This is a genomic window from Arthrobacter sp. TMS2-4 (genome assembly GCF_054511075.1).
The window spans coordinates 87,922-103,309 of the sequence record NZ_JBTNDI010000011.1 but is presented as its reverse complement, the minus strand read 5'-3'; the positions used below and the strand labels follow the sequence as shown (position 1 = coordinate 103,309).

Annotated in this window: 12 protein-coding genes and 1 tRNA gene; 6 read left to right on the top strand and 7 right to left on the bottom strand. The window is 68.6% G+C overall.

From position 1 onward, the window contains the following. Positions 1–111: 111 nt before the first annotated feature. From ACX80F_RS13665 to ACX80F_RS13650, 4 genes are all read right to left on the bottom strand, one after another. On the bottom strand, positions 112–1,053 hold the full coding sequence (locus ACX80F_RS13665) for an ABC transporter permease (RefSeq protein ID WP_459336952.1): 942 nt from the start codon (positions 1,051–1,053) through the stop codon (positions 112–114). Next, positions 1,050–2,054 (bottom strand): ABC transporter permease, encoded by a 1,005-nt coding sequence (locus ACX80F_RS13660; RefSeq protein ID WP_459336951.1) that lies wholly within the window; start codon positions 2,052–2,054, stop codon positions 1,050–1,052. Before ACX80F_RS13660 ends, ACX80F_RS13665 begins: the two co-directional genes overlap by 4 nt. 96 nt (positions 2,055–2,150) lie before the next feature. Continuing rightward, entirely contained in the window at positions 2,151–3,845 is a 1,695-nt protein-coding gene (locus tag ACX80F_RS13655; RefSeq protein ID WP_459336950.1) for an ABC transporter substrate-binding protein, read from the bottom strand. A gap of 498 nt (positions 3,846–4,343) precedes the next feature. Further along, positions 4,344–5,543 carry a MarP family serine protease gene (locus tag ACX80F_RS13650; RefSeq protein WP_459336949.1) on the bottom strand — a complete coding sequence of 400 codons (1,200 nt, stop codon included), beginning with the start codon at positions 5,541–5,543 and terminating at the stop codon, positions 4,344–4,346. Positions 5,544–5,774: 231 nt separating this feature from the next. Between ACX80F_RS13650 and ACX80F_RS13645 the strand changes: the two genes are divergently transcribed. Beyond that, a complete protein-coding gene (locus ACX80F_RS13645) occupies positions 5,775–6,452 on the top strand; it encodes a Crp/Fnr family transcriptional regulator (protein WP_459336948.1) in 678 nt (225 codons plus the stop codon). Between the two features lie 118 nt (positions 6,453–6,570). Here ACX80F_RS13645 and ACX80F_RS13640 read toward each other — a convergent pair whose 3' ends face one another. Genes ACX80F_RS13640 through ACX80F_RS13630 form a run of 3 tightly spaced genes read right to left on the bottom strand, consistent with a single transcriptional unit; the run spans position 6,571 to position 8,129 of the window. After that, positions 6,571–7,485 (bottom strand): NUDIX hydrolase, encoded by a 915-nt coding sequence (locus ACX80F_RS13640; protein WP_459336947.1) that lies wholly within the window; start codon positions 7,483–7,485, stop codon positions 6,571–6,573. Between the two features lie 3 nt (positions 7,486–7,488). Next, a complete protein-coding gene (locus ACX80F_RS13635; RefSeq protein WP_459336946.1) occupies positions 7,489–7,971 on the bottom strand; it encodes a RidA family protein in 483 nt (160 codons plus the stop codon). Positions 7,972–7,973: 2 nt separating this feature from the next. Then, entirely contained in the window at positions 7,974–8,129 is a 156-nt protein-coding gene (locus tag ACX80F_RS13630; protein WP_137370103.1) for a DUF4177 domain-containing protein, read from the bottom strand. A gap of 35 nt (positions 8,130–8,164) precedes the next feature. Between ACX80F_RS13630 and ACX80F_RS13625 the strand changes: the two genes are divergently transcribed. The 5 genes from ACX80F_RS13625 (at position 8,165) to ACX80F_RS13605 (ending at position 15,332) form a co-directional block, all read left to right on the top strand. Then, positions 8,165–10,417, top strand: coding sequence for a transglycosylase domain-containing protein (locus tag ACX80F_RS13625; RefSeq protein WP_459336945.1), 2,253 nt, complete (start codon positions 8,165–8,167; stop codon positions 10,415–10,417). A gap of 1 nt (position 10,418) precedes the next feature. Beyond that, positions 10,419–11,366 (top strand): metallophosphoesterase, encoded by a 948-nt coding sequence (locus ACX80F_RS13620; protein WP_459336944.1) that lies wholly within the window; start codon positions 10,419–10,421, stop codon positions 11,364–11,366. Between the two features lie 111 nt (positions 11,367–11,477). Beyond that, positions 11,478–13,301, top strand: coding sequence for an ABC transporter ATP-binding protein (locus ACX80F_RS13615; RefSeq protein WP_459336943.1), 1,824 nt, complete (start codon positions 11,478–11,480; stop codon positions 13,299–13,301). After that, positions 13,298–15,160: an ABC transporter ATP-binding protein gene (locus tag ACX80F_RS13610; RefSeq protein WP_459336942.1), complete on the top strand. Its 1,863-nt coding sequence runs from the start codon at positions 13,298–13,300 to the stop codon at positions 15,158–15,160. The genes ACX80F_RS13615 and ACX80F_RS13610 overlap by 4 nt, the downstream gene beginning before the upstream one ends. A 95-nt stretch (positions 15,161–15,255) precedes the next feature. Further along, a tRNA-Pro gene (locus ACX80F_RS13605) sits at positions 15,256–15,332 on the top strand. The last annotated feature ends 56 nt before the right edge of the window (positions 15,333–15,388 follow it).

The following is a 15,388-nucleotide window of genomic DNA, read 5'->3' as shown; positions in this document are numbered from 1 at the left end:
GGACGGACCCGGGATGGCGGGATGTGCACGCCCGCGGACCCCAGGACGAGGAAGCGGCCACCGGCCTGGGGGTGGGTGGCCGCTTCCGCGTCCTGTGTCCTGCGGCGCCGACTACTTCTTGCGCGTCTTCGGGTCGAGCGCCTCGCGCAGCGACTCGCCCAGCAGGGTGAAGCCCAGCGCCGTGATGACGATGCACGCACCCGGGAGGAAGGCGAGCTGGGGCGCGACCCCGAGTTCCGCCTGCGCGTAGGTGAGCATGCGTCCCCACTCGGCGGTCTGCGGCAGCCCGCCACCGAGGCCGAGGAAGGCCAGCGCGGCGGCGTCGATCACGGCGGTAGCCAGGCTGAGGGTGGCCTGCACGATCACGGGACCCATGCTGTTGGGCAGCAGGTGGCTCATCGTGATCGTCCGGCGGCTGAGGCCCAGGGTCTGCGCCGCGAGGATGTAGTCGGCGCCCCGCTGCGACAGCATCGTGGAGCGCAGGAGCCGCGCGAAGATGGGAATCTGCGAGACGCCGATGGCGATCATGATCGCGTAGGTGCTCTGGCCCAGCATCGCGGCGATGCTCACGGCGAGGAGGAGACTGGGGACGGACAGCAGGATGTCCACGAAGCGCATGATCACGCTGTCCACCCAGCCGCCGAGACCGCCGGCCAGGACGCCGAGCAGCATGCCTCCCGCGAGACCGAGCGCTGTCGAGACGACGCCGATGAGCAGCGAGGCCCGGGCACCCCAGATGAGCTTGCTGAGGACGTCCCCGCCGAAGCGGTCCAGTCCCAGCGGGAATCCGTCGATCTCGCCGGGACCGGGAATGCTGGTGGGGGTGATCGACGTGCGTCCCGGGAGCTCGTCGCCGCCATAGGGCGCGAGGATCGGCGCGAGGATGGCCACGAGCAGGAACAGCCCGATGATGACGGCACCGACGATCGCCTGCGGGTTCCGGCGCAGCCGGAGGTAGGCGTCCTTCCACAGGCCGGTGCCGCGCCCGGTGTCGATGGCGGGATCGTTCGGGGCCACGGAACCGTCCGCGGCGGGGGGCAGGATGGTACTCATTGCACACGCACCCTCGGGTCGATGACGGAGTAGGAGAGGTCGACGATCAGGTTGATCAGCGCGTAGAGGACGGCGATGAAGATGATGAAGCCCTGGAGGACCGGGTAGTCCAGGCCGAAGATGGCATCCCGCAGGAACCGGCCGATCCCGTTGAAGGCGAACACCGTCTCGGTCAGCACCGCACCGGAGATGAGCAGGCCCAGCTGGAGGCCGATCGTCGTGACGACGGGGAGCATCGCGTTCCGCAGGATGAAGCTGCCGCGGATGGTGCTCTCCCTGAGCCCCTTGGCCCGAGCGGTGCGCACGTAGTCGGCGTTCTGCACCTCCAGGACCGAGGCGCGGGTGATGCGGACGATGATCGCGAGCGGGATGGTGCCGAGGGCGAGCCCGGGCAGGATCAGATGCAGGAAGGCGTCCCAGGCGGCGTCGTACTCGCCGGTCAGCAGGCCGTCCAACACATAGAACTGCGTGTAGTGGGTGGCATCCATCCGGGGGTCCTGTCGTCCGTCCGGGGGCAGGAGCGACCACTGGATCGCGAACAGGTACTTGAGGATGAACGCCAGGAAGAAGACCGGCACGGTGATGCCGATCAGGCTGAGGACCACCGAGCCGTGGTCGATGAACCGGCCGTTGTGCCGCGCGGCGAGGTACCCGAGCGGGACGCCGACACCGATGGCGAAGATCAGGGCGATGATCGTCAGTTCGACGGTGGCGGGGAACCGGGTGGCGAACTCCTCGAGGACGGGACGACCGGTGTTGATCGAGACGCCGAAGTCGCCCTGGAGCAGCCTGCCGATATAGGTGAGGTACTGGGTGATCAGCGGGCGGTCGAACCCGTACAGCTCGTTGATCCGGGCGACGGCCTCCGGGGTCGCCTTCTCCCCGAGGAGGGCCGTGGCCGGACCTCCGGGAAGGCTCCGGACCCACAGGAACAGCAGGACGGACAGGCCGAACAGGGTGGGGATGAGCAGGGCTAGCCGCTTACCGATGACGCGTAACACTGGGGATCCTTCCGGGGAAACCGGGATGCAGGGCGGGGGTAGGACAGAGCGGGCCGGCCACCGGGATCAGTGGCCGGCCCGCACTGGGTGAGGCTACTACTCGCTCAGCTCGATCTCGGTGAAGACCTCGTCGTTGACGGGGCTCGCCGGGTAGGAGGTGACGCGCGGCGCGAACGCCAGCGACGGAGCGGGATGGGCGAGCGGGATGGCCGGGTTGAACTCGGCGATCTGCTCATTGATCTCCTTGTACAGCTCGGTCTGCTCGTCGCGGTCGCTCATTCCGCGGGCCTCGTCGAGGGCCTCGAACAGCTCGGGGTTGTCGAAGCCGAACTCCAGCTTCTCCTGGCCGAAGAAGACGCCGATGAAGTTGTCGGTGTCGTTGTAGTCGCCCGTCCAGCCGAGCAGGTGCAGGCCGTGGTCGGGCGTCGCCTGGATCTGGTTCAGGTAGTCCGGTGACCAGGCGGCGGGAGCAGGCGTCACCGTGATGCCCACCTCGCTGAGCTGGGCCTGCAGGTTGGTGAAGACCTGCTCCGGGGTGGGCATGTACGGACGCGAGACGTTCGTCGGGTAGTTGAACGTGACCTCGAAACCGTCGGGGTAGCCGGCCTCGGCGAGCAGTTCCTTGGCGCGCTCGGGATCGAAGTCGTAGGTGGTGATGTCCTCGTTGTACCCGTCGACGACGTCGGGGATGAACTGCGTGGCCACCTTGGTGCCTTCGGGCAGGGTCTGCGCCACAAGGGCTTCCTTGTCGATCGCGTGGGCGATGGCCTCGCGGACCTTCGGTTCCTTGAGCTCGGGGATGGCCTGGTTCATGCCCAGGTAGAGGATGGTGAACGGATCACGGGGCGTGATGTTGTAGCCGGCGTCCTTCAGGGACTGCGTGTCGGCGGGCGCCACGAGGTCGTACCCGTCGATGTCGCCGGCTTCGAGGGCCTGGCGGCGTGCCTGCGGGTCGTCGATGATCCGGAAGATCGTCTTGGTGATCTGGCCCTTCTCGCCCCAGTAGTCGTCGTAGATCGAGATCTCGAGCTGCTGGCCGACGTCCCACGAGTCGAACTTGAAGGGGCCGGTACCCACGGGGTGGCCGAGGGCGTATTCGCTCAGCGAGGGAGCTTCAGCGGTGCCGCCGATCTCGTCGGCCGAGTACTCCTCGAGCGCCGTCGGGCTCTGCATGGCGAAGGCCGGCAGCGAGAGCGCCGGGATGAAGCCGGCGAAGGGCTTGGCGAGGTTGATGGTGACTTCGTTGTCCCCATTGGCCTCGCACGACTCGTAGATGGCGTTCTCGGGGCTGTCGGCGAAGCCCCGGAACAGCGACCCGTAGTAGTACGACGTCGACTCGGCCTGCTGGATGCCGGTCCAGTTGTACCAGCGGTCGAAGTTGAAGCAGACGGCCTCGGCGTTGAACGGGGTGCCGTCGTGGAAGGTGACGCCCTCCTTGAGCTGGAAGACCGTGGACAGGCCGTCCTCGGAGGTCTCCCAGGACTCCGCGAGCAGCGGCGCGGGGTCGGCGGTGCCGGGTTCTACGCCGATGAGGCCCTCGAAGATCTGCCGGCTGACGCGGAAGGACTCGCCGTCGCTCGCGAAGGCGGGGTCGAGCGACTTCGGGTCGGAGGACGCGGCGAAGACGAAGGTGGAGTCGACGGCGGAGTCGCCCTCGGCGCCGGTGTTCTCCTCGCGCTGGCTCTGGACGCAGCCGGTGAGGAGGAGTGCAGCGATGGAGATTCCCGCGGTGAGTGCAGCGCGTTTCCTGGCGAAACCTGCGCCGCGCACGGATGTGCCTCGGTTGGACATGTAGTACTCCCTGGTGACGAGTGATTCCTGGCGGCTGTGCCGGATCCCGGGAGACCGCGACGACGAACGCGCTGATAGGTGTGATGAGCCTAACTTCCAGACGGGGTCCGGACAGCATTTCGGAAGACCGGGTGGTTACGATTTGATATCGACGACACGCCCCGCGGGCCCGCCGACGGCGCCAGGGACCAGGAGGACCGCCGGCCCGTCCTCCTCCTCGGTGCCGCGCGCTGCGCCGGGGCACCCCTCGGCGACTACTCCACCTTCCGCTCCTTCGTCCTCGCCCAGTGGAAGCCCATCCGGGAGGTCATGGGGCGCCGGACCACCCAGACCGACGAAGCCGGACCGGGACCGCTTCGCCGGAACCATGCTGAGGCTCACGGCAGGCAGGGCGAGAGGGACGGCCTGTTCGTGCTGCGGCACAACGGCCGGTCGGTGGCCCGGACGGGCCCGCACGGACAGTCCACCACCTGGCTCCGGGCCCTCCCGGTCAGGCGACTATCCGCGCGTGCACTGTCCCGCGGAGACGGTGTCGCCCAGGTTCCCTGCGCTCTCGGCGATGGGTTGCAGTTCCTCGAGGGAGAGCGCATACCCGACGGGCGCGTCCGCCGTGGACTTCGCGAAGACGACGCCGACCACCCGGCCCTGCAGGTCCAGCAGCGGACCTCCCGAATTCCCCTGCTGCACGTTGGCGGCGAGGCTGTAGATCTGCAGGGGTTGGGGGTCCGCGCCGTAGATGTTGTTGACGAGCACGGGCGAGAGGACCTGGACGCTCGCCGGTTGGATCCGGTAGGGGCCGCCCGCGGGGTAGCCGGCGAAGGCCGCCGTCGACCCGTTGGAGAGCTCCTCGCCGAGGGGCAGCGGCGGGGCCTGCAAGCCGTCGACGGCGATCACGGCGACGTCGCGCACGGTGTCGAGCTGCACCACCCGGCCCTGCAGCGCGCCACCGCCCGGTACCTCCACGACGGGCCGTTCGACGCCGGCGACGACGTGCGCGTTCGTGATGACTCGGCCGGGCGCGATGACGAAGCCCGAGCCGGTCTGGTTCTGCCCGCACTGGAAGGCCGTCCCGGTGATGCGGACCACCGACGCGCCCGCTTCAGCGAGCTCGGGCGTGTCCACCGAGGCGTCGGGGACCTCGGCGGGGGCTGCGGGCCCCACGCTCTCGAGGATGGTGGGGATGCCGTCGTCGACCGCGATGGACCTCAGCTGGGCCATCCACGTGCGGACAGGCCCGGGGGTCGCCGAATCGATGGTCCGGATGACCTGCGAGGACGCGAGCTGCTGGGACAGGAACGGAACGCCCAGGGTCCCGACGCTGAAGGCCAGCATCGACAGCACCAGGGCTGCGACGACGACGTTCACCACCCCGCCGAGGATGCGGTCGATGAGCCGCAGGGGCGGGAAATCGGACCAGCGGCGGATGGACGCCCCGAGGGCGGAGCCGATGCCCTGCCCGACGATGACGAGCACGATGACCGTGCCGATGACCGCGATCAGGCGCCACGGATTGTCGGGCACCCAGCCGCTGACCAATGGCACGGCGAAGAAGGCGGCGACGGCTCCGGCGACGAAACCGGCGATGCCGCCGAGGGTCACGAGGAAGCCGTTTCGGAGCCCGGCGACGAGATAACCGAGGAGGACCACCACGAGGATGATGTCGAGGAGGGTGAACTCCCCGAGGTTGACTTCCGGCACGTACATTCTCCCCTGGCTTCGGGTGCGGGACGGCGGCGCGGGTCCCGGCACTGCGAGCGATTCTAGCGGCGAAGCTTGGGAGAAGGCGGGGAGGAATCCCCGCTCCCCGCCTGCAATCCGGGCCGGGAACGTGTAGCGGTCGTCACAACAGCCCGGGTACGGCAAGATGGACAGGAGAAGGCGGCGGTGACCGCCGCGGGACGACGCACTACACACGCATCAGGAGAATCAATGGACATCGAGGTACTGCGCCGGGCACCCCTCTTCGCATCACTGGGAGACGACGTCTTCGCTGCGCTCACGGACGAGCTGATCGAGGTCGATCTGCCCCGCGGGTCGTCGGTCTTCCGCGAGGGCGATCAGGGCGATCAGCTGTACTTCATCGTGTCCGGCAAGATCAAGCTCGGACGCACCGCCCAGGACGGGCGCGAGAACCTCCTCGCGATCCTCGGCCCCGGCGAGCTGTTCGGCGAAATGGCGCTCTTCGATCCGAGCCCCCGCACCGCGACCGCGACGGCCGTGTCCGAGACGCGTCTCGCCGGGCTGAAGAACGAGAACCTCCGCGCCCTGCTCGAGACGCGCCCCGAGGTCTCGGCCCAGCTGCTGCAGGCCCTGGCCCGCCGCCTGCGCCGCACCAACGAATCGCTGGCCGACCTCGTGTTCTCGGACGTCCCGGGCCGCGTCGCGAAGGCCCTGCTCGACCTCGCTGACCGGTTCGGTCGACCGGCCACCGACGGCGTCCTCGTGGCCCACGAACTGACGCAGGAGGAACTGGCGCAGCTCGTGGGGGCGTCCCGCGAGACGGTCAACAAGGCCCTGGCCGAGTTCGTCCAGCGCGGCTGGCTCCGCCTCGAGGCGCGCGCCGTCGTCATCCTCGACATCCAGCGGCTGCGCCAGCGCAGCCGCTGATCGACGGCGCCTTGTCGGCGCCGTCCGCCCCTCTCCCAGCGCGCGGCACCGGACGGGGAAGAGGGGAAGTCCCGGCGAACGCCGGAGCCGGGACGCCCGAGGAGCACAGGAGCCGCGGTCAGCGCCCGCGCTGGACCGACCCGCCCTCAGTGAGCTTGGGGCACTCGACCTGCAGCATGAGGTCGCCGTCGTGCTCGGCGAGCTCCGGATAGTAGAGCTTCACCGGGCGCTTGTGGGAGAGGTAGGCGATGCAGCCGCGCGAGGAGCCGATCTTCTCGAGGATGATCTCCACAGCCGGTACCGCGAGCTCGCTCAATGTGCAGCCCACGGTATTCGGCTGGGCCACCTCGTCGCCGAGCCGGGTGGTGTCGCGGTCGGCCACCTCCTGGGCGGCCCACCGCCATCCGCCCCAGACACCCTTGCTCTCGAGGATGCTCGGCTCCTGGTTCACGGGCTGCGCGGCGGCGAAATAGTGCGTGTCGAACCGGCGGTGGGCGAAATCCGGGGTGACCCAGTGCGACAGTGGCTTGATGAGGTCCGTCCGGACACCGAGACCACGTCGGCTGAGGATGTCCGTGAACCGGCATTCCCCCTCGTTGATGGCCTCGCGTGCTCTCATCCACTCCCTGGCCTGGGTGCCCTCGACCATCGACGACGCATCAGGCCCGGCCAGCAGGACACCTGTCTCCTCGAAGAGCTCACGGATGGCACACAGCACGTGACGCCTCGCCACCCGGTGGTCCTCCATGCCGAGCGTCTTCGCCCACATCGCCGGTGTCGGGCCGTACCAGGGGAGCTCGTCGTCGTCGGACTCCTCGATGCTGCCGCCCGGGAAGCCGATCACGCCCAGCGGGGACTGCCCGCGGCGGTAGGAGAGGTAGGTCTCGGTGCCGATCGCACTGTCTCGCAGCAGGACCACGGACGACGCCGGACGCGCCTTGAGCGGCGTGCGTTCCCCGTGGTCGACCCAGCTCTGCGCTGCCGTGCGCTGGTCAGGGTGTACAGGGAAGAACCTGGTGCTGAGACGGTCCACGATCTAGGCGAACTCCGCGATGATCTCGACCTCGACGGGCGAGTCGAGAGGCAGGACGACCACACCGACGGCGGACCGGGCGTGCACGCCGGCGTCACCGAGGGCGTCGCCCAGGAGGTCCGACGCACCGTTGATCACACCCGGCTGGCCGGTGAACGAGGGATCGGAGGCGACGAAGCCCACGACCTTCACGATCCGCGTGATGCGGTCGAGATCGCCGATCGCGCTCTTGATCGCTGCCAGCGCGTTCACCGCGCAGATCGCCGCGAGGTTCGTGGCGGTCGCGGCGTCGACACCCGCTCCGACCTTGCCGGAAGCTGTGAGTTTGCCGTCAATGAAGGGGAGCTGCCCCGACGTGTAGACGTGCTGGCCGCTCACGACGGCGGGGACATACGAGGCGACCGGCGGGACGACGGCGGGAAGGGTGACCCCGAGGTCGGCGAGACGCGCCTCGACCCCGGAGATCACGGGATTTCCTGCGGACACTGCTAGCTCTTTTCCCTCTTGAGATAGGCGACGAGGCCGTTGCCGTCGGGTCCGGGAACTACCTGCACCAGCTCCCATCCATCGTCACCCCACTGATCCAGTATCTGCTTCGTCGCGTGGATGATGAGCGGAATCGTGGAGTACTCCCATTTGGTCATGAAGAAAGCCTAGCGCGTGCTTGTAAACTGGAATAATGGCTGCGCGCAAATCACCCCTCTTCGACACGGCTACCACTCTCGGCAAGATCATTGCATTCCTCGGAATCAGTGGGCTCGCCGGTGTGCTCGCCGCAGGCCTCCTCGTACCGGTTGCCGCGGCTGCCGGAACGGGGGCTTCCGCTTCGATCCAGTTCTTCGAGGAACTACCGGCCGAGCTGGAACGCGAGGCACTGGCCCAGCCCACGAAGATCCTCGCGGCCGACAACTCCCTCATCGCTACCCTGTACGAGGAGAACCGGCAGCCGGTCACGCTCGACCAGGTGTCGCCGTCCATGAAGGACGCCCTCATCGCGATCGAGGACTATCGCTTCTACGACCACGGCGGGGTGGACCTCGAAGGGATCTTCGGTGCGATCGCCAGCAACCTCACGAGCGACACGACCCGCGGAGCCTCGACCCTCACGCAGCAGTTCGTCACCAACGTCCTCAACGATACGGCCCGCCAGAACGGCGGCACCGTCACGCTGAGCGGCGGGAAGTCCGTGGGCGACAAGCTCCGTGAGATGAAACTCGCCATCGCCGTCGAGAAGGAGCTGTCGAAGGAGGAGATCCTCGAGGGGTACCTCAACATCGTGCAGTTCAGCGGCACGAGCTACGGGGTCCAGGCGGCCTCGAAGTACTTCTTCAACGTGGACGCGAAGGACCTCAACATCCAGCAGAGCGCCCTGCTCGCAGGCGTCGTCAACGGGCCCACCGTCTACAGCCCCATCGAGAACCCCGAAGGTGCCCTGCAGCGCCGCAACCTCGTCATCGACGCCATGCTCACGCGCGGCAAGATCACGCAGGAGGAGCACGACGCCGCCATCGTGACGGACCTCGGCCTGAACGTCACCCCGACGCTGAGCGGCTGCGTCGGTGCGGCCCAGGCGCCGTACTTCTGCGACTACGTCTCCCACCTCATCCTGAACGACCCTGCTTACGGCGAGACCCAGGAGGACCGCCAGAAGGTGCTCTACCGCTCCGGGCTCACGATCAAGACCACGCTCGACGCCCGCGTCCAGGCCGCTGCGCAGACCGCTGTGACCGAGACCGCCAACCCGGACACGACCGACGGCAAGGTGGGGCACACGATGGTGAGCCTCGACCCGAAGACCGGCAACATCCTCTCCATGGCCCAGAACACCCGGTACAACCCGGAAGCGGGCTCGGGCAACACGGTCCTGAACTTCAACGTCGACCAGTTCGACGGCGGCGACCCCACCAAGAGCCTCGGCGGCGGCGGCGGCTTCCAGCCCGGCTCGACCTACAAGCCCTTCACGGTCGCGGCATGGCTCGAGGACGGCAGGGCACTCAACCAGTACGTCGACGGCAGCAAGCGCACCTACCCGCAGGGCGATGAGTGGGATGCCAGCTGCGCACGCGGAGGCGAGTTCGAGATCCAGGAGGAGGACGGCTACACACCGCAGAACTACGGCGACACGAACTACACCGACACCACGATCCTCGACGGCCTCGCGAAGTCCCTGAACACCATCACCATGTCCAGCGCGCGGGAGCTCGATCTGTGCCGCATCCGCGACATCGGCTACGACCTCGGCGTCCACCAGGCCAAGAGCTCCGAGGGCGAGGAGGAACGCTTCGCCTACCAGCCCTCCGCCCTCATCGGCGGCGGCGGCGAAGCGGCTCCCATCTCGATGGCCAAGGCCTTCGGTGGCTTCGCCAACGAAGGCGTGGTGTGCGACCCCCGCGCCCTGACCGAGGTCACCGCGGTGGACGGCACGAGCTACCCGGTCCCCGCCGTCGCCTGCGAGCGGAAGATCCCCCAGGACGTGGCACGCGGCGTGAACTACGCCACCCAGCGCGTGATGACCCAGGGCTCGGGCCAGCTGCTCGAGTACGGCGACATCCCGATGGCCGGCAAGACGGGCACCAACGACGCCCGGTCGCAGACCTGGTTCATGGGGTACAACTCGGGCATGGTCACCGCGAGCTGGATCGGCAACTGGCAGGGCGAGGGCCCCGACAGCTCACTGAGCGGCCTGCAGATCGGCGGCCAGGTCTACCCCGAGATCGACGGCTCGCTCATCGCCGGCCCCTCCTGGGCCCGCTTCATGCAGCAGATCCCGGGACTGTACGAAGGGAAACCCTTCGCTGATCCTCCGGCCCGTATGATCAACGGTCCGCAGCGCGGCACCACGCCGGGCGGGAACAACCGCGGGAATGGCACGGGCGGGTCCCCCGGTGGTACCACTGGTGGAACGGACAACAACAACGGAGGAAACGACTAGCGTGACATCGACTCAGACATCCCGGAGCGGGGCACCGCTCGGCTGGGCGGCAGGGCTCATCCTGACCGCCGGGGCCGCAACCCTCGCCTATGCTTCGGCCGTCGAGCGCACGCTCTATGAGGTGCGGGAGGAGACGCTTCCCCTCCTCCCGCCGGGCGCGGCTCCCCTGCGGGTCCTGCACCTGTCGGACATCCACATGGTGCCGGGGCAGAAGTCGAAGGCCGACTGGCTGCGGAGTCTCGCGAGCCTGAAGCCCGATCTCGTGGTCAATACGGGTGACAACCTCAGCCACAAGAAGGCCCTGGGTCCCCTCCTCGATGCACTCGAACCGCTCCTGTCGGTTCCCGGTGTCTTCGTCCCCGGCTCCAACGACTACTACGCGCCGATGCTCAAGAATCCGCTGCGCTACTTCGCGGGTCCGTCGATCGCACCCAAGGAGTCGACGCCGCAGGATCTGCCGTGGGCGGACATGTTCAGCGCGTTCGGTGCGGCCGGGTGGGTGGACCTGACGAACCGGTCCCAATCGATCGGCTTCGGGAACCTGCGCATCGATTTCACCGGTGTGGACGACCCGCACCTGGCCCGGGACCGGTACGTGCCCTACCCGTCCGGAAGCAGCACGTCGGCCGAGGCGCCACACATCCGGGTGGCCGTAGCGCATGCGCCCTACCAGCGCGTCCTCGACTACTTCACGACCGGCGGCGCGGAGCTCATCCTGGCCGGGCACACGCACGGCGGACAGGTCTGTGTGCCGGGCTACGGCGCCCTGCTCAGCAACTGCGACCTGCCGACCTGGCGCGCCCGCGGGCTCACCCAGTGGGAGTCGGACGGGCGCTCCGTCCCCCTCAACGTTTCGGCGGGCATCGGGACCTCCCGCTTCGCACCCATCCGTTTCGCCTGCCGGCCCGAAGCCGTGCTGTTGACGCTCACGGCCCGGAGCGGCAACTAACCGGTACCCGCCTGCCTGCTCGCCACGGAGGCTGTGACCCGCGTTACAGCCTCCGTGGCCTAGGATCGTTGCTGAGGGACACCAACAACCATCGATCACCGAAGAGTTGGCATGAAGAAGCAGAACACCCTGTGGGAATCGCTCGGCCGTCTGTACCCGCACGTCAAACCCATCGTTCCCCGGCTGCTCCTCGGGCTGCTCTGCGCGCTCGGCGCGAGCCTCATGGCCCTCGCGATCCCCCAGGTGCTCCGCGTCCTCATCAACGACGCCCTGGCGGAGGGCGGGTCCGCGCGCACGGTCTGGATCGCATCCGGCGTCGTCCTGCTCCTCGGCGTCCTCGAGGCGACCTTCGTGGCGCTGCGGCGCCAGTTCGTCATCGCACCGGCGACGACGGTCGAGACGGCGATGCGCACGTCCTTCTACCGCCACCTGCAGAACCTCACGGTCGAGTTCCACGACCGCTGGGGCAGCGGGCAGCTCCTCTCCCGCGCGATGAGCGACCTCAACCTGATGCGGCGGTGGATGGCCTTCGGCCTCATCATGCTGGTGGTCACGTCACTGACCGTGGTGATCGGCGTCGTCATCATGTTCTTCATGAGCTGGATCCTGGCCCTGATCTTCCTCGCGGCCGCCGTGCCGCTGATGGTCTACGGCTACCGCTTCCGCACCTCCTACAGCCGGGTGTCCCGCAAGAGCCAGGACCAGGCCGGCGACCTCGCGACGACGGTCGAGGAATCCGTCCACGGCATCCGGGTGCTGAAGGCGTTCGGCCGCAGCCGCGAGGCCCTCGAAGGCTTCGAGGAGCAGGCCGAGGAGCTCCGCCAGACCGAGATCCACAAGGCGAAGTCCCTCGCGACCTTCTCCATGGTCGTCACGCTGCTGCCCGAACTCGCCCTCGGCGCCTCCCTGATCGTCGGAGTGATGCTGGCCGCGGCCGGTGACGTGAGCATCGGCGCCCTCGTGGCGTTCTTCGCGACCGCCGCCGCGGTGGCCGGGCCGGTCGAATTCATCGGCCCGCTGCTCGCCATGACCTTCACGGCGAAGACCGCGATCGACAGGCACTACGAGGTCATGGAGTCGGAGAACACCATCACCGACCCGGCCACACCCGTGCACCTCGAGGCGCCCCGCGGCGACGTCGTGTTCCATGCGGTCCACTTCCGCTACCCCGACGCGCAGGACGACACCGGTGACGTGATCGCCGGCGTCGACCTGACCCTGCGCGCCGGCGAGACCATGGCGCTGGTCGGGGTGACGGGGTGCGGCAAGAGCACGCTCCTGCAGCTCGTCCCCCGCCTGCACGATGTGACGGCCGGCAGCATCACCATCGATGGCGTCGACCTCCGGGAGTTCACACTCGGCGAACTGCGGACCCTCGTCGCGGTCGCCTTCGAGGACACCACGCTGTTCTCGAACTCCGTCCGCGACAACGTCCTCATGGGTTCCGACGCCACGGGCGCGGAGGCCGAGCGGGTCCTCGCCGAGGCCCTCGACGTCGCGCAGGCCCGGTTCGCCTACGACCTTCCCGAGGGCCTCGACACCCTCATCGGCGAGGAGGGCCTCAGCCTCTCCGGCGGCCAGCGCCAGCGCCTCGCACTGGCCCGCGCGATCGCCGCGCAGCCGACCGTCCTGGTCCTCGACGACCCCCTGTCCGCGCTCGACGTCGCCACCGAGGAGCGCGTCGAGGTGGGCCTCCGCGCCATGCTCCGCGCCACCACGACGCTCATCGTCGCGCACCGGCCGTCCACCGTCGCCCTCGCCGACCGGGTGGCCCTGATGCAGGACGGGCGGATCGCCGACGTCGGCACCCACTCCGAGCTGCTCGCCCGCAACGACCACTACCGCTACGTCATCGCCAGCCTCGACGACGAGGAGATCGCCCAGCTCGGGCGCATCGGTGAACCCGTGCACGACGACGAGGAGGCGCTGGCATGAGCCGCACCACGTCGGCGCCCGGCGAGGCGCCGAAGGACAGGGACGGGCGGGGCTCCACCTCCGCCGGCGTCCTCAACGAGGACGACGTCCTCCTGAACCGGGCGCAGAGCAAGTCCGTCCGGTCGCGGTCCTTCCGCCTCCTCGGCTCGCTGATCCGACCCAACCGCCGCCAGTTCCTCTGGACCGTCCTGCTCGTCGTCGTCTCGCAGGCGGCCCGGGTGGCCGGACCGGCGATCATCGCGTTCGGCATCGACCGCGCCCTGCCCGCCCTCCTGGCTGGCGATCCCCGCCTGCTGTGGTTCGCCGGCGGCACCTATCTCCTGGCGGCGGTCCTCGCAGCCGTCCTGACGGCGGGCTACGTGCGGGCGACGGCGCAGCTCAGCCAGGCGATGCTGCTGGATCTCCGCGTACGGGTCTTCCGGCACACGCAGCGCCTCAGCCTCGAGTTCCACGAGAAGTACACCTCCGGGCGCATCATCTCCCGGCAGACCTCCGACCTCGAGGCGCTCCGGGAGCTGCTCGACTCCGGCGTCAGCTCCCTGGCCTCCGGCGCCATCTTCATGCTGTTCACCGCCGCCACGATCTTCGCCCTCGACTGGCGTACTGGCCTGCTGATCCTGGCCGCGGCGATCCCCATGTTCTTCCTCGCCCGCTGGTACCAGAAGCACTCGCAGATCGCCTACCGGGAGTCCCGCGTGGTGTCCGCGAGACTCATCGTCCACTTCATCGAGACGATGACCGGCATCCGCGCCGTCAAGGCGTTCCGCCGGGAGAAGGTCAACGCCGATCGCTACGACGAGCTGGCGGAGGACTACCGCCGGGTCACGGTCCGTTCCATCAACCTCAACGGCGTCTTCCAGCCCGGGCTCGTGCTGATCGGCAACGTGACCCTGGCCGTCGTCCTCGTGGTCGGCGGCTTCCGGGTCCTCGACGGCACCCTCGAGGTCGGGGCGCTGCTCGCGCTGCTGCTCTACAGCAAGCGGTTCTTCCAGCCCGTGGACCAGATGGCCATGTTCTACAACTCCTTCCAGTCCGCCGCCGCGGCACTGGAGAAGGTCTCGGGCCTGCTCGAGGAGGTCCCGACCGTACGCCCCCCGAAGCATCCGGTCCCCCTCCCCGATCCCCGGGGCGCCATCGAGTTCCGCGACGTCGAGTTCCGCTACGGCACCGGACCCGTGGTGCTGCCACGCCTGGACCTGACCATCCATGCCGGGCAGACAGTGGCCCTCGTCGGCCAGACCGGGGCCGGCAAGTCCACGCTGGCCAAGCTCATCGCCCGGTTCTACGACGTGTCCGAAGGCCGCCTCACGCTCGATGACGTCGACCTCCGCGATCTCGCGCCTGCTGACCTCCGGCGCGCCGTCGTCATGGTCACCCAGGAGGCCTTCCTCTTCAGTGGCTCCGTGGCGGACAACATCGCCCTCGGCAAGCCCGAGGCCCGCCGTGAGGAGATCGTCGCGGCCGCGCGCGCCGTGGGGGCCGAGGAGTTCATCCTCGAGTTGCCCGAGGGCTTCGATACGGACGTCAACAAGCGCGGCGGCCGCGTCTCGGCAGGGCAGCGGCAGCTCATCAGCTTCGCCCGCGCGTTCCTCGCCGATCCGGCGGTCCTGATCCTCGACGAGGCGACGTCGTCCCTGGACATCCCGAGCGAGCGCCTGGTGCAGGAGGGACTGCAGAAGCTCCTCGGGAACCGGACGGCGCTGATCATCGCACACCGGCTCTCCACCGTGGCCATCGCCGACCGCGTGCTCGTGGTCCACGACGGCCGGGTCGTGGAGGACGGGACGCCCGCCGAACTGATCGGCGGCACGGGACGCTTCGCCACGCTGCATGCGGCGTGGAAGGACTCGCTGGTCTGACGCCCGGCGGGTCCGGTGCCGGTTTTCCTCGCCGCTCATCCTCCGCTATCCTTGGACAGTTGATGTTCGGGAGGTCAGCCTCCCGGAAGCGACATCGGGGTGTGGCGCAGCTTGGTAGCGCGCGTCGTTCGGGACGACGAGGTCGCAGGTTCAAATCCTGTCACCCCGACCACTGGCACGAAGGGCCGTTGACCTGCACACATGCAGGTCAACGGCCCTTCGCGTTTC